Genomic DNA, 18,492 nt, shown 5'->3' on the forward strand with positions numbered 1-18,492 from the left:
GCCGATACACCCTGTCAGGCATGGAAAGTCAAGGCAGGTCGCGCTGTCAAAACGGCCTTTGCACGTTGCCCGAGTAGAAATAGATACCCAGACCGGCGGCAAAGATGATGTTTCCCGCAATCGCGTGCAATAAGACCGCGTAGAAAAAAGATCCGCGTTTGCGATAGGCCCAGGTGAACAGCAACCCTCCGGCAAAGGTCATGACGGCGACGATCCAGCTCCAATACATCAGATGTGCCAGTGAAAACAGCGCAGCGTTCAGCAGATAGGCCGCGCGTCCGTTTGGCAAGATTTCGTGATAGCGGCGGAAGAAAAGGGACCGGAACAAAAGCTCTTGCGGCAGGGCCGACAGCAATGGGTAACCAATCCAAATCACCAGAAGGAATTCGGGTCGATTTCGCAGTAGGAAAAACGCCGCCTCGGGTCGCATTGCCATCACAACCACGGCGCAAAAGATCGTCATGGCAAAGGTAAACAAAGCAACCTCGCGCCAGGACCAGTTGCGCCAGTTGTACCGCAGTTCAGCCCAGGCAAAGCCGGGTGTAATGTGCAGCAACACAATCCCGATGGCTGTGAAGGTGAATAATGACGGGAACATCCAGTCGGGTGGAAAGAACACCGCGATCAGCACCGGCGCAGCGATAAAAAACAATCCAAATTCCAGCCGCAATCGCAGATACGGCACCCCGCTGTCCGCCCAATCGGTTTGTTTGCTCACTGTATTGCCAACTCCGCCCGGATCAGGCCACGCAACGAATTTCCCATATAGAGTTTTTCTGCGTTTTTCAGGTCGGTCAAGGTCAGGGCGGCTTCGGTAACCTCTTTATTACTCAGTAATTCTTCGCGCAGAATGCCGGGTAGAACGCCGCTGGACAACGCAGGCGTTAGGCGACGGCCATCCGGCATATGCAGAAACAGATTGGTGATGGTGCCTTCGCACAACTCGTCGCGTTCGTTCAGAAACAGGACCTCGTCTATGCCATGAGGCAAAGTCGCCCGAGTGGTGTCGTATATGGCACGCTGTGTTGTTTTGTGCTGCAACCAGATGTCAGACGCGGTCAGGCGCGGTTCGGCAATGGCGATCCGCCAGATCGTCGGATTATCGGCCAATGCTCCGGTCGTTATATCCAGCTGACCACCTGCGGCCAGCGTCAGTCGACACCTAAGCGGCGATGAGCCACCCACGCCGTTCAACTGATCAATGGCGCGGTCCGCGTCAAAGGAAATCCCAAAAGCTTGGGCTGATCGGGCCATCCGGGCCAAGTGTCGATCTCGCCGTACAAACCCTTGCTCAGGCCGAAAGACCAGCGTTTCGATTATGCGGAAGTCAGGATCAGCTGGTGGGCAAAGCGGGCTTTCCATAACGCTTCCTCATATTCCGACGGGGCTGTGCTGTCCCAGACCAAGCCGCCGCCCACGTTCAGAGTGGCTTTGCCATCCTCAACCATTAGTGTGCGGATCGCCACGTTGAATTCAGACCGACCGTCCGGGGCCGCCCAGCCGATGGCGCCGCAATAAATGTCGCGGGCCCAAGGTTCCAAATCGGCCAAAATCTCCATCGCACGGATCTTGGGCGCACCGGTGATTGAACCACAGGGGAACAGCGCCATCAGGATATCGGACAGTTCGGCCCCCAAATGCAGATGCGCCTGCACCAACGAGACCATCTGATGCACAGTCGCATAGGTTTCGACTTTGAACAGCTCAGGCACTTTGACCGATCCGGGCAGCGCAACACGGCTAAGGTCATTTCGTAGAAGATCGACGATCATTAGGTTTTCGGCCCGATTCTTTTCGTCAATCGACAGAAAGGCCCGGCGTCGCGCGTCCTCGGCCATATCATCGCTGCGAGGTTGCGTGCCTTTCATCGGGCGGGTTTCAATCCCTCGGTCCGCATCGGTACGAAAGAACAACTCGGGCGAGCGGCTCAGCAAATCAGGCAAGCCGTCCTGCTGTACCAGCGCGCCGTGACCCACCGCTTGCCCGGAAGCCAGAGAGGCATAGAACGCGGCGCTGTCGCCCTGGATGGTTAGGTCGATAGGAAAGGTCAGGTTGGCCTGATAGATATCCCCGGCCCCGATGGCGTCATGAACCTGTTGAAAGGCGCGCGTATACCGTGCCTCATCCCAGCGGGGCTCAAATCCGGTGACGCCACCAGCTGCCGAGGGAAGATCGCGTTGCACTGGGGCCTCATAAACGCCAAAGCATAGCAAAGGCAGACGGCGATCCGCGGGCAGTCGGTCAGCCAAGCGCGGCTCAAGCACATAGCCCAGCTCATAACTGGCATAACCGGCAAGCCACGCACCGTCGGCGCGCGCCTCATCCAGCGCCACCAGGGCCTGGGGCACGTCGTCCGGCTTGTCCGCACGGATCACACTGGCTGGCCGGTCGAAACTTGTTCCGGGTCCGGCTGGCCCCTGATCGAAACGAATACGCAATTGCATCCTCATTTGTCGTGCTGCGCGGTATAGAGAATACGACGGCAAGGGAAAGAGGGGAAAGCGGCAATTTCGTCACCGTTTCCGATACCCCTTGAACCTTTTCGCGCGGTCCCTATAACGCAGGACAATTTGGGCGCATGGGGGCGCCCTGACTCGCAGTTAACCGAAGGAACCAGGCCATGCCCAGAAGAACCGACATCCAGTCGATCATGATCATCGGAGCGGGGCCCATCGTCATCGGTCAGGCCTGCGAATTTGACTATTCCGGCGCACAGGCCTGCAAGGCGCTGCGGGAAGAAGGATACCGGGTCATCCTGGTGAACTCAAACCCGGCCACCATCATGACCGACCCGGGGCTGGCTGACGCCACCTATATCGAACCGATCACCCCCGAGGTTGTCGCCAAGATCATCGAAAAAGAACGCCCCGACGCCTTGCTGCCCACCATGGGCGGGCAGACCGGCCTGAACACCTCGCTGGCGCTGGAAGAGATGGGCGTGCTTGAAAAGTTCGGGGTCGAGATGATCGGCGCCAAACGCGACGCCATCGAAATGGCCGAAGACCGCGCCCTGTTTCGCGAGGCGATGGACCGGCTGGGGCTGGAAAACCCCAAGGCAACCATCGTGACCGCTCCCAAGCGCGAAGACGGTTCCACCGATCTGGATGCCGGTGTGCAGATGGCGCTGGATGAGCTGGAAGAAATCGGCCTGCCCGCCATTATCCGCCCTGCCTTTACCCTGGGCGGCACCGGTGGCGGCGTGGCCTATAACCGTGAGGATTATATCCATTTTTGCCGCTCGGGCATGGATGCCTCGCCCGTCAACCAGATCCTCGTCGATGAAAGCCTGCTGGGTTGGAAAGAGTATGAGATGGAGGTGGTGCGCGACACCGCCGACAACGCCATCATCGTCTGCTCCATCGAAAACGTCGATCCGATGGGCGTGCATACCGGCGACTCGATCACCGTGGCCCCTGCCCTGACGCTGACCGACAAGGAATACCAGATCATGCGCAATGGTTCGATCGCCGTTCTGCGCGAGATCGGCGTTGAAACCGGCGGTTCGAACGTACAATGGGCGATCAACCCCGATGATGGCCGCATGGTTGTGATCGAGATGAACCCACGTGTATCGCGCTCCTCGGCGCTGGCGTCCAAGGCGACCGGTTTCCCGATTGCGAAGATCGCCGCAAAACTTGCCGTGGGTTACACGCTGGACGAGTTGGATAACGACATCACCAAGGTCACCCCGGCCTCGTTCGAGCCTACGATCGACTATGTAGTCACCAAGATCCCGAAATTTGCCTTCGAAAAATTCCCGGGGTCCGAACCCTACCTGACCACTGCGATGAAATCGGTGGGAGAGGCCATGTCCATCGGCCGCACGATCCACGAATCGATGCAAAAGGCGCTGGCCTCGATGGAATCGGGCCTGACCGGGTTTGATGAGATCGAAATCCCCGGGCTTAACGTCGGTGTCTGGGAAGAAGCCAGCGACAAAGCTGCCGTCATCAAGGCGATCAGCAAACAGACCCCCGACCGTCTGCGCACCATCGCGCAGGCCATGCGTCACGGTCTGACCGATGACGAAATCTTTGGCGTCACCAAATTTGACCCATGGTTCCTGGCCCGTATCCGCGAGATCATCGAGGCTGAGCGCGTTGTCCGCAAAGATGGCCTGCCGGTGACCGAAGACGGCATCCGCAAGCTGAAAATGCTGGGCTTCACCGATGCTCGTCTGGGCAATCTGACCGGCCGGGATGAGGACAACGTCCGCCGCGCCCGCCGCAATCTGGGCGTCAACGCCGTGTTCAAGCGTATCGACACCTGCGCCGCCGAGTTCGAAGCACAGACGCCTTATATGTATTCAACCTACGAAGCGCCCATGATGGGCGAGGTCGAATGCGAAGCGCGCCCGTCTGACCGCAAAAAAGTTGTCATCCTTGGCGGTGGCCCGAACCGGATCGGTCAGGGCATCGAGTTCGATTATTGCTGCTGCCACGCCTGTTTCGCACTAACCGAAGCGGGATTTGAAACCATCATGGTCAACTGCAACCCCGAGACGGTCTCGACCGACTATGACACCTCGGACCGGCTGTATTTTGAACCGCTGACCTTTGAACACGTCATGGAAATCCTGACGAAAGAGCAGGAGAACGGCACGCTGCACGGTGTGATCGTTCAGTTCGGCGGCCAAACCCCGCTGAAACTGGCCAACGCGCTTGAGGCTGAAGGTATCCCGATCCTCGGCACCACGCCGGATGCGATTGACCTTGCCGAAGACCGTGAACGCTTTCAGGCGCTGGTCAATGATCTGGGCCTGAAACAGCCCAAGAACGGCATCGCCTCGACCGATGAACAGGCGCTGGAGATTGCCGACGAGATTGGCTTCCCACTGGTCATCCGCCCCTCTTACGTTCTAGGTGGCCGCGCGATGGAAATCGTGCGCGATATGGAGCAGCTGAAACGCTATATCAACGAGGCTGTAGTGGTCTCGGGCGACAGCCCGGTTCTGCTGGACAGTTATTTGGCCGGTGCGGTTGAGCTGGATGTGGATGCCATTTGCGACGGTGAGGCCGTACATGTCGCCGGCATCATGCAGCATATCGAAGAGGCTGGCGTTCACTCGGGTGACTCGGCTTGTTCGCTGCCGCCCTATTCGCTGTCGAAAGAAATCCTGGATCAGATCAAGGATCAGGCGTTCAAGCTAGCCAAAGCTCTGAATGTCGTCGGCCTGATGAATGTGCAGTTCGCCATCAAGGATGGCGAGATTTATCTGATCGAGGTCAACCCGCGCGCCTCACGGACCGTACCGTTTGTCGCAAAGGCGACCGACAGTGCCATCGCATCGATTGCCGCGCGTGTCATGGCTGGTGAGAAGCTGGCGAACTTCCCGCAGCGCCCGCCTTATCAGGACGGTCAGGACACCAAGATCGCAGACCAGATGACACTGGCTGATCCGGACATGCCGTGGTTTTCGGTGAAAGAGGCGGTGCTGCCCTTTGCTCGTTTCCCCGGCGTCGACACTATTCTGGGTCCGGAAATGCGCTCGACCGGTGAGGTCATGGGCTGGGACCGCGACTTCCACCGCGCTTTCCTAAAGGCACAGATGGGTGCTGGTATGGTACTGCCGTCCTCGGGTCGTGCGTTTATCTCGATCAAGGATGCCGACAAGACCCCCGCGATGCTTGAGGCCGCGCAGGTTCTGACCGGGCAAGGTTTTTCTCTGGTGGCCACACGCGGCACCCAGTCCTGGCTGGCTGAACAGGGTGTAGCCTGTGATGTGGTCAACAAGGTCTATGAAGGCCGCCCTGACGTGGCTGACATGCTAAAAGACGGTCAGGTGCAATTGTTGATGAACACCACCGAAGGCGCACAGGCGGTCGAGGACAGCAAGTCCATCCGTTCAATCGCGCTCTATGACAAGATCCCCTATTTCACCACCGCGGCCGCCAGCCATGCTGCCGCGCTGGCGATCAAGGCACAGGCCGAAGGCGATGTTGAGGTGAAGTCGCTGCAGGGCTAACTCCCCTGGGGTGAAACCCGCGCATTTTGAACCAAACACACCGCGCCCGTTGACCCCGTGTCTTCGGGCGCGCATCTTTTTTGCAAACGAGCAGAAGGAAAACAAAATGCGCAGGTTTATGGTTCTCGCCGCTTTGATGACGCTTGCCGCGTGTGATGTGCCGCTGATCCCACTGATCTGACGCGAACCGCAGGGCCGTTTTCGCTTTCCCTGTGTTGTCGCGGGCAGCATGATGCTGTTCTGACAACCGGTGAAACCATGCGCCTTTACACCACATACGGAACCAATGACTTGTCCCGGGCCATCCGGTTCTATGACGCGATCTTTTCTGTACTGGATCAGCCGCGCCTTCCGGGTTGGTCAAAGGATCGCGCGGGCTGGGGAAACCATCCCGATGCCGGGACAGGGTTTTGGGTCTGTACGCCATTTGATGGTGAGGCGGCCTGCGTGGGCAATGGAACGATGATTGCTTTTCCGGCCAGCAGCGCAGCGCAAGTTCGGCGTTTTCACGTGGCAGGTCTGGAATTTGGGGGCACGGACGCAGGTGCGCCGGGCATTCGGGACTATTACGCGCCTGATTTCTATGTCGCCTATCTGCGCGACCCGGACGGAAACAAGCTATCCTGTTTTTACTATCATTATGATCCGGAAAAGGACCCGGGCGACTGAAACGCCGCCCGGTACCAGTCAGGCCTGTGCAACCTCGCGTTTTTCATCGCGTGCAAAGAACACCATGTAAAAGACCGGAGCCGCGACCATGGTCAGGATCGTGGCAAAGGCCAAACCGCCCATAATCGTCACCGCCATCGAGCGGAAGAACGCGTCCGTCAGCAACGGTGCCATCCCTAGTATGGTGGTGATCGCCGCCAGCATCACAGGGCGCAAACGCGAGACAGAAGCTTCGACAATCGACTCGCGCAGGGGCTTGCCGGTGGCGCGGACCAGATCAATCTCTTCGACCAGAACGATCCCGTTCTTGATCAGCATCCCCGACAGGCTCAGCAGCCCCAGCAGCGCTGTGAAGGTAAACGGCAGACCCGTCCCCAACAGCCCGATCACGACGCCGTTCACCGACATCGGCACCAACAGCCAGATGATGATCGGCTGGCGTATCGCGTTAAAGATCAACACTGAGATCAGCACCATGATCAGCAGGCTCAGGGGCAACTGACGTCCTAGGCTTTCGTTGGCCTCGCCAGCGTTTTCGAACTCTCCCCCCCATTCCATGCGATAACCGGGTGGCAGGTCCATGTCTTCGATGGCCGCGCGTACCTCAGAATGGACCTGTGCCGCCGTCATGCCGGGCGGGATATCAGCCCCGACGGTGATCGTCAGCACGCGGTCACGACGATGCACCAGCGTGTTGAGCGGCTTGTATTCGAACCCATCGACCATTTGCTCGATTGGAACGAACTTTTGCGATTCTTCTGAAAACACCACCTGATCGACGATCGAATAATCCCCGTCCGCGGGACGGCGTATGATGATGGGGATCAGACGGTCCCGCTCACGGAATTCTCCGGCGGTGATCCCGTCCGTGGAAAACTGCAAAGTCGCGGCAATATCTTCTCGGGACACACCTGCGGTCTGCGCCCGCTCGGTCGCATAGATCGGCTGCACTGCCAGCTCCTGCTCGCGCCAATCATGATAGACGTTCAGCGCATTAGGGGAAGCCTCGCGCATTTTCAACACCGCCTCATCGGCTAGCTGGCGCAATACCTTCGGATCACTGCCCGAGAACCGGGCTTGGATTGGGTCTCCGCCGCCCGGGCCGAAGATCAGGCGTTTGGTACGGAATTTGCCCTCGGGGAATTGTGCCTGCCCAAACGCTTCCAAATCCGCCTGCAAAACTGGAATGTCATCCAGCGTTTCAGTACGAATGATCATGTGCCCATAGCTGGGGTTTGGTTTTTCGGCCGAATAGGTCAACAGGAACCGAGTTGCGCCCTGCCCGACAAAGGTGGTGACGGACACGACATCGTCGCGCTCGGCCAGCCAGTCTTCGAAGACCGCCATATCCTCAGCCGTGCGCGCGATGGGCGTGCCTTGCGGCAGGTTGTAATGCACGAAAAACAGCGGTGTGTTCGAGTCAGGGAAAAACTGCTGTTTCACCAAACCAAAGCCAGCGAAACAGGCCACCGTCACCCCGACCAGCGCGGCAATCACCAGCCAGCGCATCCGCAAGGACCACCGCAGGATCGCACCGTAGACACGGAACATGATGCCGCCATAAGCGTCCACCTCGCCCTCTTTTCCCTGCTTGAAGAAGTAATGCCCCAGCATCGGCGTCACCGTAAGCGCCAGAACCCAACTAAGCAGCAGCGAGATACCAATTACCGCAAACAACGAGAACAGAAACTCACCCGTCGCATCCGGGCTAAGGCCAATACCGGCAAAAGCCATGATGCCGATGACCGTCGCCCCCAACAACGGGATTTGCGTTTTCGACGCCGCCTCATCAGCCGCATCGCGGGAATTTTTACCGCGCAGCATGGCGATCTGCATTCCCTCGGCCACCACGATGGCGTTGTCCACCAGCATCCCCATCGCAATGATCAGGGCGCCCAGCGATATTCGCTCCATCTCGATCGAGAAGATCGACATGAACAACAGTGTCCCAACTACGGTCAGCAGAAGGGTCGAGCCCACGACCACCGCCGCGCGCCAGCCCATGAAGATAGCCAAAACCGCTACAACGATGCTGACTGACATGGCCAGGTTCACCAGAAAGTCGTTCGAGGCCTGTTCGACCACCACATGCTGCTGATAGATCGGCAGGATTTCGACCCCAAAGGGAATCTGAGGGTCCAACTCGGCGAATTTGGCATCGGCACGCTGGCCGACTTCGACGATATTCTCGGTCGACAGGCCCGCGATTCCCAGCGTAAACGCCTCGGTCCCGTTGAACCGGATCATGACCTCGGGGTCGGTCTGACGGCCACGAAAGACGTGCGCCATGTCGAATAGGTTGATCACCTGCCCCTGCGACCCCAACGACAAACCGGCAATGGCAGAAACTGTATCTGACCCTTCGGCCGTCAGGATCGTGGTGCGGTCATTCTCAGTTCGGACCGATCCAGACGCATTAACCGAGTCCGCGTTGGCAATGGCCTCGTTGATGGACGGGATAGGCACGTTCTGGTTGACGGAAATGGCCAGATCGGGTTCGACAAAGATCGCCTCGTCCGGCAGGCCCATCACCTCAACATCCGCGACACCGGGAACGGTCAGCAATTCGCGCCGCAAAAAAGTGGATAACTCATGCTTTTCAGCGTCCGAAAACCCTTCGGCCGTGACAGCGTAAAACAGGCCGAACACATCACCGAACCCGTCATTCACCATTGGTTGGCTTACGCCCGATGGCAATGCACGCGATGCGTCGCGCACCTTGGCGCGCAGCTTGGTCCAAATTTCAGGCAGTTCTGTACCGTCATAAGTCGATTTGATCTCGACCTCGATCAGCGAAAATCCCGGTTGGTTGACCGAGGTGATCGTATCAACCTCGCCCATCTGCTGGATGGCAGATTCCAATGGTTCCGAGACCTCGAGCGCCACTTCTTCGGCTGTGGCGCCTGGGTATTGCGTTGCTATGACGGCATTCTTGATGGTGAAGGCCGGGTCTTCCAGACGACCCAGCGACAGGAAGCCCCAAATTCCCCCAAACAGGGCAATCAGGATGATCAGCCACGTATAAATCGGCCGGTCGATCGAGGCGCGCGCGATGTTCATCTGTTTGCCCTCAGTTCGCAAAGCCAGCAAAGCGGCGTACGGCCTGACCGTCGGTCAGCGCACTGCCGCCAGCGACAACGATTTCGTCACCGTCCGACAGACCGGTCAGCACTCGGACCTCGCCGGTCTGGGTGGGCTCGATGGTGACAGGAACGTATTGAACGGCGCCTTCGTCGGCGCCAACTGGCGAAAACACCATGACGCCCAAAGCTCCATCAGCGCCTGCAACGATGGCCGCGGCCGGAATGACGATACCGGTTCGGCCATCCTCTACCTGAACAGTCACAGTCACGGACGAGCCCGGCAGGATTTGCAAACCCTCCGGCGGGGTTAGGCCGAACTGAATGCGGAATGTCTGCCCCACGGTTGAGCTTTCGGCATCAAACTCACGAATCTGAAGGGGGAATACCTCGTCACTGGTCGGGAATTTCGCGGTGATCGTATAGCTTTCTTCCTGACCCGAACGCTGAAACAGAATCTCGGGCACATCGACCTCGATCCGCAATTCCGACATGTCGTGAATGCGCACGATGGGGGCGCCAGCTGACACGGTGGTAAAGGCTTCGACCGCCCGGCTGGACACTAGCGCGTCGAATGGCGCGGTCAGAGTCGCATGTTCAAGATCGTATTCCGCATCCCGCACGGCGATATCAGCCAGTTGCGCCTCTGTCTCCGCATCGTCCACGGCCACTTGGCTGGCGGTGGTACCCCGCAATCGAGACAAGCGAGCCACGGTTCGGTCCGCCTGATCCTTTTGCAGGACCGCGCGGTCGTACCGGCGCTGGAAAGGTGCTTGATCCAGCTGCGCGATCAACTCACCCTTGGGGATCACAAAACCTTCGGTCACCGGCATCTCAACAATCTGACCCGAGACCTGAAAGGCCAGATCAACGGTTTGTCGGGCGGCCACGCGCCCAAAGAACTGGCGTGAAAAGCCCGGTGCGGTTTCGCGCACCTGCATCAGCTTGACCGGCTTGGCGGTTTCTTGAGCCAGAACCGGTGTCGTCAGCGCGATCAGGGTCGCACTCAGAACAGAGAGGAGTTTCATTTCGTCAATCCCTCGGGAATTCCTGTTTTCAGGATGTTGTCTCGGATTTTGCGCGCCAATCGCGCGAATTCGGCAGTTTCCTTTGCATCCAATCCGGATGCGCGGTGAAAAAGGTCACCGGCTTCGGACACCAGCATATTCCGGGCCTCTTCGCCCTGCTCAGTCAGAACCAGCAACCAGGCACGGCGGTCTTCGGGGTCACGTTCACGCGTCAGATAGCCAGCTTTTTCCAAACCGTCCGCCGTGGCGGTTATGGTCGAAGGGACACTCAGCATGTCGGCCGCCAGAACGCCCATACGCTTGGGTTGATCCAGTTTGATCAACATGTGGCATTCCGGATGGCTAAGTTCCGTTTCAATGCAATCGAACGCCTCTTCCAGCTTCCAGTACAGGGCATACACACCCATGATTGACTGGATTTCAGGGCTTAGGCGGCCAAGCCTGTCGCTTATGTTGTCTGGCATTGGGAGCTCCGTGTGTCCGTGGCGTCATATACTTCAGATTATGAACCATTCAAGTTGTGAAGCAGTAATTTGACTGGTTTCGCTGCATTCCCTTGGGTCACCTTCTCTTGATCAAAACCCGCAGCGACTGCATTTTAAGCGGATTCGAAACATTCAGGACCCGCCATGTATACGCCCGCAATCACCGGCACCGGTGTTTTCACGCCCGAGAACGTCATCACCAACGCCGAGCTTGTCGCCGCCTTCAACGCCTATGCCGACACGCAAAACGCCAAAAATGCCGACGCGATTGCAGCGGGTGAGATTGAACCGATACAGCATTCGTCCGTAGAATTCATCCTCAAGGCATCGGGTATCGAGAACCGATATGTGATGGATAAATCCGGTGTGCTGGACCCAGACGTGATGCATCCCCTGCTTCGCCAACGCGGCGATGACGAACCCGGCATCATGACCGAGATGGCCGTGGATGCCTGCAAAAAAGCGCTGGCTCAGGCGGGTCGCAGTGCCGAAGATGTCGATCTGGTGATCTGCGCCGCGTCAAACCATGAACGCGCCTATCCTGCGATCGCGATCGAAATTCAGCAGGCGTTGGGCACCAACGGCTTTGGCTTCGACATGAATGTCGCCTGCTCCTCGGCTACGTTCGGTATTCAGGCAGCGGCGGACATGGTGCGCTCGGGCTCGGTCCGGTCAGCGCTGGTGGTCAACCCCGAAATCTGTTCGGGTCACCTGGAATGGCGTGATCGCGATTGCCACTTTATCTTCGGCGATGTGGCCACGGCCACCTTGGTCGAGCGGATCGAAGACGCGACGGGCCCGCATTTCGAAATCCTCTCGACCCGCTGCGCCACATCCTTCTCGAACAACATCCGCAATAATAATGGCTTCCTGCGCCGCTCGCGCCCTGATGGGGTGATCGACCGGCGAGACATGCAATTCATGCAAAACGGCCGGAAAGTGTTCAAGGAAGTGCTGCCGATGGTCAGCAAACACATCTCGGATCACATGGAATCCGAAGGGGTTGGCAGCAGCGACCTGAAACGCCTGTGGCTGCATCAGGCAAACAAGACGATGAATGATTTCATTGGCAAAAAGGTACTGCGACGCGAACCCGAAGCGGGTGAACAGCCCAATATTCTGCAGGACTATGCCAACACATCCTCAGCCGGGTCGATCATCGCGTTTTCCAAGTATTCCGATGATCTGTCGGATGGAGATGTTGGTCTTATTTGTTCGTTCGGCGCTGGGTATTCGGTGGGATCGGTGATCGTGAAGCGGCACGGGTAACGGCCTGTATACAGAAGCCGCGTAAAAGAGTTCGCCTGTCCGCTTTGAGCCCAATTTGACCAATGCCGCAGGTTGCGTAAATGTCAGCTTTTAGGATTTTTGATATTGGGACAGTACGTCTCTAATTCGATCCAGAACTGTGTCGATTTCTTCTTGCGTAAGTTGGACTAGCTCCAACACTATCTCCGACTGGTGGGTTAAATGGTCCATGATCCAGATCGAAGGTTCACCGGCTTTCAAAGCTGCTGCCATTTGTGCCGCATCAGGAAATTCTGACGACTTGGCAATGCAGAGATGCGCTCGATCAAATGGCAGATTTGTAGGATCAGGATTTGCATTGGCCGTGATACCTTCAATCGTGTTCGCTACTGAGACAAATCGGGCAACCTTTTCCTTTTGTTGTGACGACCAAGCCTCTTTGTTAAGCTGTTGGCGAAGCTTCAAAGCAGTAAGGACACCGAGGAGAGCTTCCTTTGATGCCTTCATGCCGCGCCCTATTCCTTTTTCCTGTGCTCTGACTGCTGAAACCAGATCGGGCTTTCCAAGAACCAAACCTGATGTTGGGCCAGCTAAGTATTTTTGGCCGCTAATGAGAACCACGTCAGCTCCGGTATCCAGCAAGTCTTCAATTCGAAAATCCTGGGCCGCGCCATCAATCACCACTGGCAGATCATGTTCATGGGCCGCAGAGACTGCTTTTCGAAAATCCAGCATTTCGCCTCCAGTAAGTCTGGAGGAAACAAGCACTAAACAACACGCATCCAGTTTTGAACAAGCGTGAGCAAGGTCCTCAATGCCGCAAGCCGAATTGTCGCCCACAAGCTCCGGTTTCGCACCTGCAAGTCGGATAGCTTGCTCAATGGGATGACCGTAATTTACTGCGTGTTTTGCAGGCAAAATGACTCGGCTCTTGAGACCGCTTGCATCGGGAAGCTGTTTAATCGCGCCTGGGGAACAACCGGTCATAGAGGCCGCTACAGCCAATGTAATCGCAGCCGCACTGCAATGTACGACAGTGGCCGCGCTCGCATTGGTCATTTCGGCAATTTCTCGACACACTGCATCATGGAGATCATCCATAATGAAGTGACGCCCTAAAGCATCGGAAACAGCTTCACAGACTTCTTTTGAGGATCGAGAAACACCAAGAGGTGTAAAAACACCTCTAACATTGATCACTTCTGAGAGCGTGTTTTGCGTTCCAATCAGCATATGGCAATTCTAGACTAAGTATCTGCCAATGCATAGGAAGCTGACCTTCAAATCGCCGGCAGTAAAGTCCGGATTGTCCGCAAAGCAGACCTTTGAAGCCCGACTCTGCAGGTATTATTCGCGGGAAGGTTAACGATCAGAGTTAGCTCACGCTTTCCTCTTCCAGATGCAGCTTCATCTCGATCAGCACCTGTTGCAGCAGGCTGGTTTCCTTCAGAAGGCGTTTGGCCTCGTTCACGGTTATGATGCCGTCTTCGATGGCGGCCTGATATTCGGTCATCAGCATGGCGAACCGCTGGCTCAACGCGATCACGTCCGAATTCACCCCACCGGTGCGCGGGCTTTCGGTGTTGCGACCGTCATACGACAGCGTGATGTTTTTCAGATCGGCCAGCGCCGAGGTCACATGCGGGTAGTTTGACACAGCCTCAAGCCGGGCCACGGCGTCCACGGGCATGAACCGGTCGGCGTGTTCGGCATTGTCTGAATAATACCGCCCCAGAGTCGCCTTGGATTTCCCGGTGATCTCACACGCGGATTCAATGCCGACGTCTTTGACCAACGCCTCTGTGTGCTTTTTCAGGTAGGCCCCGATATCTGCCATGTTTGTACCTTTGCTGCCTGTGCCCTCCACAACATCTGCCACTGTGGGGGAAAGGGACAGGAAATTTCCCATATTCGATTCATAATTGAAATGTCATAAATTGGCTATCCCTCAGATATGCAGGGGTTTTGTGAGTGAGTGGCGGCCGTTCCGGCCGGTAAAGAGTGATTGCGGGGCGCAATTTAAGCCTCGTTTGGTATAGGCCGCATGTTGGCCGACGGCGTCGCTGTTGTAGGCGCGGGGGATCCATCCCCTTTGAGCGTACGCTCTGTCCCTGCAATGACAACGGCGACGTCGCTTCCTTAACGAGTTTTGATGCCTTGCCCAGGCAGGTCTTGCCAATTAGACCCGGGTGCATGGCAAAGCTCTACTTCAATTATTCCACCATGAACGCGGGTAAATCGACCGTGTTGCTGCAAGCCTCGCATAACTATCGTGAGCGGGGCATGGACACCTATTTGATGACCGCTGCCCTGGATGGGCGCGCTGGTGTCGGGAGAATTGCGTCGCGGATCGGGATTTCCGCAGACGCCGATACGTTCACAACCGAAGATGACGTCTTTGCCATGATCCGAGCTCGGCTGGATCAGGGTAATATCGCCTGCGTTTTTATAGATGAGGCGCAATTCCTGACGGAAGATCAGGTCTGGCAACTGGCCCGTGCGGTAGATGACCTAAACGTGCCGGTATTGGCTTATGGGTTGCGAGTGGATTTTCAGGGGCGTCTATTTCCGGGCTCAGCAGCGCTGTTAGCTCTGGCTGATGAAATGCGTGAGGTGCGCACCATCTGCAAATGCGGGCGCAAGGCGACAATGGTGATTCGTCAGGATGAGAACGGCAACACCATCACCGAAGGTGCACAGGTGCAGATCGGCGGGAACGAGACCTATGTCTCGCTCTGCCGCAAACACTGGCGCGAGGCGGTCGGATCTTAGACCGGATTTGGCAGCGGCTGTCCCTCGACAAAGGCCGCCACGTTGTCCAGTGCCATATGGCCCATGTCGCTGCGCACTTCCTCGGTGGCTGTGCCAAGATGTGGTAACAGGGTCACGTTATCCATATCACGCAGCGCCTGCGGAACGGCGGGTTCGAATTCGTACACGTCCAGCCCGACGCCCGCGATCTGGCCGGACTGTAGGGCGGCGATCAGGGCGGTCTCGTCAATGACCTCACCGCGGGCGATGTTAATCAGAATGCCTGATGGGTTCATTGCCTCTAACACCTGTGCGTTGATCAGGTGACGGGTTTCAGCCCCGCCAGGTACGGCAGTCACGAGGAAATCGACCGACGCCGCCAAAGACGACAGGTCCGGGATATATTCAGCAGGAAACTCTACCTCCTTCAGCCTGCGTGACTGATAGGCCACCTGCATCGCGAACCCGAAATGACAGCGCCGGGCAATGGCCTGACCGATCCGGCCCATACCAACGATTCCGACGCGCTTGCCGGTAACGTGGTGGCCCAGCATCTGCGTTGGATGCCATCCTTGCCAGTTGCCCGCGCGGACCAGCCGTTCGCCCTCGCCCGCGCGACGGGCCGTGGATAACAACAGGGTCATGGCGATATCGGCCGTCGCATCGGTGACTGCACCGGGCGTGTTGGTGACCGCGACACCAACGGTACGCGCGGCGTCGACGTCGATATGGTTGTAACCGACACCAAAATTGGCCAGGAGTTTGCACCGAGGGTTGGGGGCATCCGAGAAAATCTGGGCCGAAAACTGGTCACCCAATGTGGGCACGACCACATCGAAATCCCTTAGTGCGCGTAGCATTTCCTCGGACGTCATGGGCAAGGTGTTGCTACGGATTTCCACATCGAACGCGCGGCGAGCGCGGGCCTCGACGGAGTCAGTCATTGGGCGGGCAATTAGCAGTTTCATCAGTGCATCCGCCCGCCGATAGGAACTTCGCCATCCGGGCCGATCAAGACCACTTCACCGTTTTCATCGGGCAAGCCTAGTACCAGAACTTCAGACATGAACCGACCGATCTGGCGCGGGGGGAAGTTCACGACGGCCATCACCTGCTTGCCCACCAGCGTCGAAGCATCGTAATGCGCGGTGACCTGGGCCGAGGTTTTCCGCTCACCAATCTCATCCCCAAAATCGATCCACATCTTGATCGCAGGCTTACGGGCCTCTGGGTAAGGTTCGGCCCGGATCACCTCGCCCACGCGGATGTCGACCTTGAGAAAATCGTCGAATGTAATCTCACTCACGGGACAGCTCCTTGGATCGATCTGTCGCAGCTTTAACTGCACGGTGCAGCAGGTCGGGGAAACCTTCTTCCTCGTGCATCAGCACCTCAAGCGCGGCTTGGGTTGTGCCGTTAGGCGATGTGACATTGACGCGCAGTTGCGAGGGGTCTTCTTCGGCCGCCATGGCCAATGCCCCTGCCCCGGCCACAGTGGATTTGGCCAGCTTCATCGCCAGCTCATGTGGCAAGCCCTGTGCCTGACCAGCGGCGGCGAGGGTTTCAATCAGGTGAAAGACATAGGCCGGGCCTGACCCGCTGAGCCCGGTGACGGCGTCCATCTGCGCCTCATCTTCCAGCCGAACGGTCTCGCCGATGGCAGACAGCAGGTTTTCAGCCAATGCCACATCGGCGTCCGAAGCCTTCGCATTGCCGATAAGCGCCGTGATTCCCTGCCGGATTGCGGCTGGCGTGTTCGGCATTGCGCGCACGATCGGGGTGTCTCTGCCCAGAACGGCCTCGAACGTGGCAATCGATGTCCCCGCTGCGATCGAGACAAACAGGCTGTTACCTCCGCCCAACGTTTTGATCGCAGGCAGCGCCTCGCCCATCATCTGCGGCTTGACGGCCACTAGTACCACGGCGGGGGCCTCGGGCAGCGGGGTGTTGATGTTGACGCCCTGCGCCTTAAGCCAGTCCGAGGGGTTAGGATCAATTACCCAGACCGCTGACGCAGGAAGGCCATGCTCTAACCATCCGGCGAGCATGGCCGATCCCATCTTGCCGCACCCCAGAAGAACCAGCCCCTGTTCGGCAACGCGTGACATGTCCATGATTGCCCCTCTCCTCATTCGGTTCGGGGCAAAGCTTTACGCGCGGCCGTAGGCCTCTGCAATGGCGACTTGTATCGCTTCTTCGGGGGTCCGATTGCCCCATGTGACCAACTGGATCGCCGGATAGTAGCGCTCGGCGCTCAGCACCGCGGCGCTGATCATCGTGTCGATCTGATCCGGGCTGGCCATCTGACCACCGGCCAGAACCAGACCATAGCGATAAACCATCAGCTTTTGATTGGCCCAGTACGTAAACGCCCCGGCCCAGCACTGATCATTCATCTTGTTCAGCAGTTCATACAGCTTGGCTTCGCGATCCGTTGGTGGCTCCATCTCGAACGAGCACACCATGCGCAGGGTTTCGTCATAATTCGACCAGGCCAACGTGATCGAGTATGTGCGCCACTGCCCTTCGACGGCCATGGCAATCTGATCATCCCCGATCCGGTCAAAGTCCCAGTCGTGATGTTCAGCAATATGTTCAACAATATCGATCGGATGAAGGTCTTCTTCGAGAAACTGCTCGGAAAGGGCCATAATGCCACCTCACTAATCTCTAGCCTTTTAGGGGCTGGCAGCGCCCCAATGCTAGTTGCTTACTCTACAAGCCGGGGCCAACCCCGTCTGCCTGTACTAAATATGGTGCGATGCGAGATAGGTTCTGGCAACCCTATTTATTGGGGATAACAGCAATAAGTTGTGGACAGTCGGCAACGGCGATCAAAATATTGGCACGAATTGTAGCTTTGTCTTGATTAATCTCAGCAGGGCGGCATGATGCACAACACCGCACAACCCAAGTTCGGATTGCGCGGCGGATAGCTTTAGCCAAAAATCAGATTGTTGGGGCGTTACTTGTCCAGCTTTGCCTCAAGCGCGGCGATGCGGGATTCCAGCGCTGCGTTTTCTTCACGCGCTTTTTGGGCCATCGCGCGAACGGCGTCGAATTCTTCGCGTGTGACGAAATCGCGGTCGGCCAGCCAGCGGTCGATCATCGACTTCATCGCATTCTCAGCCTCTTCCCGTGCGCCCTGGGCCACGCCCATGGCGTTGGTCATCAGTTGGGAAACATCATCGAGGATCTTGTTGCGGGTTTGCATGGCTCTACTCCGAAATCGCGGTTGGTCTCTATATGGGGAATGATTACTCCGG

At 57.5% G+C, this 18,492-nt stretch carries 17 protein-coding genes; 4 read left to right on the forward strand and 13 right to left on the reverse strand.

Features of this window, described 5'->3' with window-relative positions:
* Positions 1 to 46 precede the first annotated feature (46 nt).
* From ACR0LY_RS07565 to ACR0LY_RS07575, 3 genes are read right to left on the reverse strand one after another with little or no spacing between them, the layout of a single operon-like run.
* Positions 47 to 718 carry a CPBP family intramembrane glutamic endopeptidase gene (locus tag ACR0LY_RS07565; protein ID WP_170347873.1) on the reverse strand — a complete coding sequence of 224 codons (672 nt, stop codon included), beginning with the start codon at positions 716 to 718 and terminating at the stop codon, positions 47 to 49.
* Entirely contained in the window at positions 715 to 1,362 is a 648-nt protein-coding gene (locus ACR0LY_RS07570; protein ID WP_170347872.1) for an aminotransferase class IV family protein, read from the reverse strand. Before ACR0LY_RS07570 ends, ACR0LY_RS07565 begins: the two co-directional genes overlap by 4 nt.
* Positions 1,317 to 2,444 carry an aminodeoxychorismate synthase component I gene (locus ACR0LY_RS07575; RefSeq protein ID WP_170347871.1) on the reverse strand — a complete coding sequence of 376 codons (1,128 nt, stop codon included), beginning with the start codon at positions 2,442 to 2,444 and terminating at the stop codon, positions 1,317 to 1,319. Before ACR0LY_RS07575 ends, ACR0LY_RS07570 begins: the two co-directional genes overlap by 46 nt.
* Before the next feature lie 176 nt (positions 2,445 to 2,620).
* Between ACR0LY_RS07575 and carB the strand changes: the two genes are divergently transcribed.
* Complete coding sequence (gene carB, locus ACR0LY_RS07580; protein ID WP_170347870.1) at positions 2,621 to 5,965, forward strand: carbamoyl-phosphate synthase large subunit; 3,345 nt, start codon at positions 2,621 to 2,623, stop codon at positions 5,963 to 5,965.
* A 258-nt stretch (positions 5,966 to 6,223) separates the two neighbouring features.
* Positions 6,224 to 6,634, forward strand: a complete 411-nt coding sequence (locus ACR0LY_RS07585; RefSeq protein WP_170347869.1) for a VOC family protein — start codon at positions 6,224 to 6,226, stop codon at positions 6,632 to 6,634.
* An 18-nt stretch (positions 6,635 to 6,652) separates the two neighbouring features.
* Here ACR0LY_RS07585 and ACR0LY_RS07590 read toward each other — a convergent pair whose 3' ends face one another.
* Genes ACR0LY_RS07590 through ACR0LY_RS07600 form a run of 3 tightly spaced genes read right to left on the reverse strand, consistent with a single transcriptional unit; the run spans position 6,653 to position 11,206 of the window.
* Positions 6,653 to 9,694 (reverse strand): efflux RND transporter permease subunit, encoded by a 3,042-nt coding sequence (locus ACR0LY_RS07590; RefSeq protein ID WP_170347868.1) that lies wholly within the window; start codon positions 9,692 to 9,694, stop codon positions 6,653 to 6,655.
* Positions 9,695 to 9,704: 10 nt separating this feature from the next.
* Positions 9,705 to 10,742 carry an efflux RND transporter periplasmic adaptor subunit gene (locus ACR0LY_RS07595; RefSeq protein WP_170347867.1) on the reverse strand — a complete coding sequence of 346 codons (1,038 nt, stop codon included), beginning with the start codon at positions 10,740 to 10,742 and terminating at the stop codon, positions 9,705 to 9,707.
* Complete coding sequence (locus tag ACR0LY_RS07600) at positions 10,739 to 11,206, reverse strand: MarR family winged helix-turn-helix transcriptional regulator (RefSeq protein ID WP_170347866.1); 468 nt, start codon at positions 11,204 to 11,206, stop codon at positions 10,739 to 10,741. The genes ACR0LY_RS07595 and ACR0LY_RS07600 overlap by 4 nt, the downstream gene beginning before the upstream one ends.
* A gap of 165 nt (positions 11,207 to 11,371) precedes the next feature.
* Between ACR0LY_RS07600 and ACR0LY_RS07605 the strand changes: the two genes are divergently transcribed.
* Positions 11,372 to 12,496, forward strand: a complete 1,125-nt coding sequence (locus ACR0LY_RS07605; protein ID WP_170347865.1) for a beta-ketoacyl-ACP synthase III — start codon at positions 11,372 to 11,374, stop codon at positions 12,494 to 12,496.
* A gap of 90 nt (positions 12,497 to 12,586) precedes the next feature.
* Here ACR0LY_RS07605 and ACR0LY_RS07610 read toward each other — a convergent pair whose 3' ends face one another.
* Positions 12,587 to 13,708: an aminotransferase class V-fold PLP-dependent enzyme gene (locus ACR0LY_RS07610; RefSeq protein WP_170347864.1), complete on the reverse strand. Its 1,122-nt coding sequence runs from the start codon at positions 13,706 to 13,708 to the stop codon at positions 12,587 to 12,589.
* Positions 13,709 to 13,850: 142 nt separating this feature from the next.
* Positions 13,851 to 14,312: a hypothetical protein gene (locus tag ACR0LY_RS07615; protein WP_170347863.1), complete on the reverse strand. Its 462-nt coding sequence runs from the start codon at positions 14,310 to 14,312 to the stop codon at positions 13,851 to 13,853.
* 356 nt (positions 14,313 to 14,668) lie between these two features.
* On the opposite strand from ACR0LY_RS07615, the gene ACR0LY_RS07620 reads away from it, so the two are divergent.
* Complete coding sequence (locus ACR0LY_RS07620) at positions 14,669 to 15,247, forward strand: thymidine kinase (protein ID WP_170347862.1); 579 nt, start codon at positions 14,669 to 14,671, stop codon at positions 15,245 to 15,247.
* Here ACR0LY_RS07620 and ACR0LY_RS07625 read toward each other — a convergent pair.
* The 5 genes from ACR0LY_RS07625 to ACR0LY_RS07645 form a co-directional block, all read right to left on the reverse strand.
* On the reverse strand, positions 15,244 to 16,194 hold the full coding sequence (locus ACR0LY_RS07625) for a 2-hydroxyacid dehydrogenase (RefSeq protein ID WP_170347861.1): 951 nt from the start codon (positions 16,192 to 16,194) through the stop codon (positions 15,244 to 15,246). The genes ACR0LY_RS07620 and ACR0LY_RS07625 overlap by 4 nt on opposite strands.
* Complete coding sequence (locus ACR0LY_RS07630; protein ID WP_170347860.1) at positions 16,194 to 16,532, reverse strand: tRNA-binding protein; 339 nt, start codon at positions 16,530 to 16,532, stop codon at positions 16,194 to 16,196. The genes ACR0LY_RS07625 and ACR0LY_RS07630 overlap by 1 nt, the downstream gene beginning before the upstream one ends.
* Complete coding sequence (proC, locus tag ACR0LY_RS07635) at positions 16,525 to 17,340, reverse strand: pyrroline-5-carboxylate reductase (protein ID WP_170347859.1); 816 nt, start codon at positions 17,338 to 17,340, stop codon at positions 16,525 to 16,527. The genes ACR0LY_RS07630 and proC overlap by 8 nt, the downstream gene beginning before the upstream one ends.
* A gap of 36 nt (positions 17,341 to 17,376) precedes the next feature.
* Positions 17,377 to 17,877 carry a type III secretion system chaperone family protein gene (locus ACR0LY_RS07640; protein ID WP_170347858.1) on the reverse strand — a complete coding sequence of 167 codons (501 nt, stop codon included), beginning with the start codon at positions 17,875 to 17,877 and terminating at the stop codon, positions 17,377 to 17,379.
* 314 nt (positions 17,878 to 18,191) lie between these two features.
* Entirely contained in the window at positions 18,192 to 18,440 is a 249-nt protein-coding gene (locus ACR0LY_RS07645) for an accessory factor UbiK family protein (protein ID WP_037308471.1), read from the reverse strand.
* Positions 18,441 to 18,492 lie beyond the last annotated feature (52 nt).

Source organism: Ruegeria sp. BC5 (genome assembly GCF_056539205.1).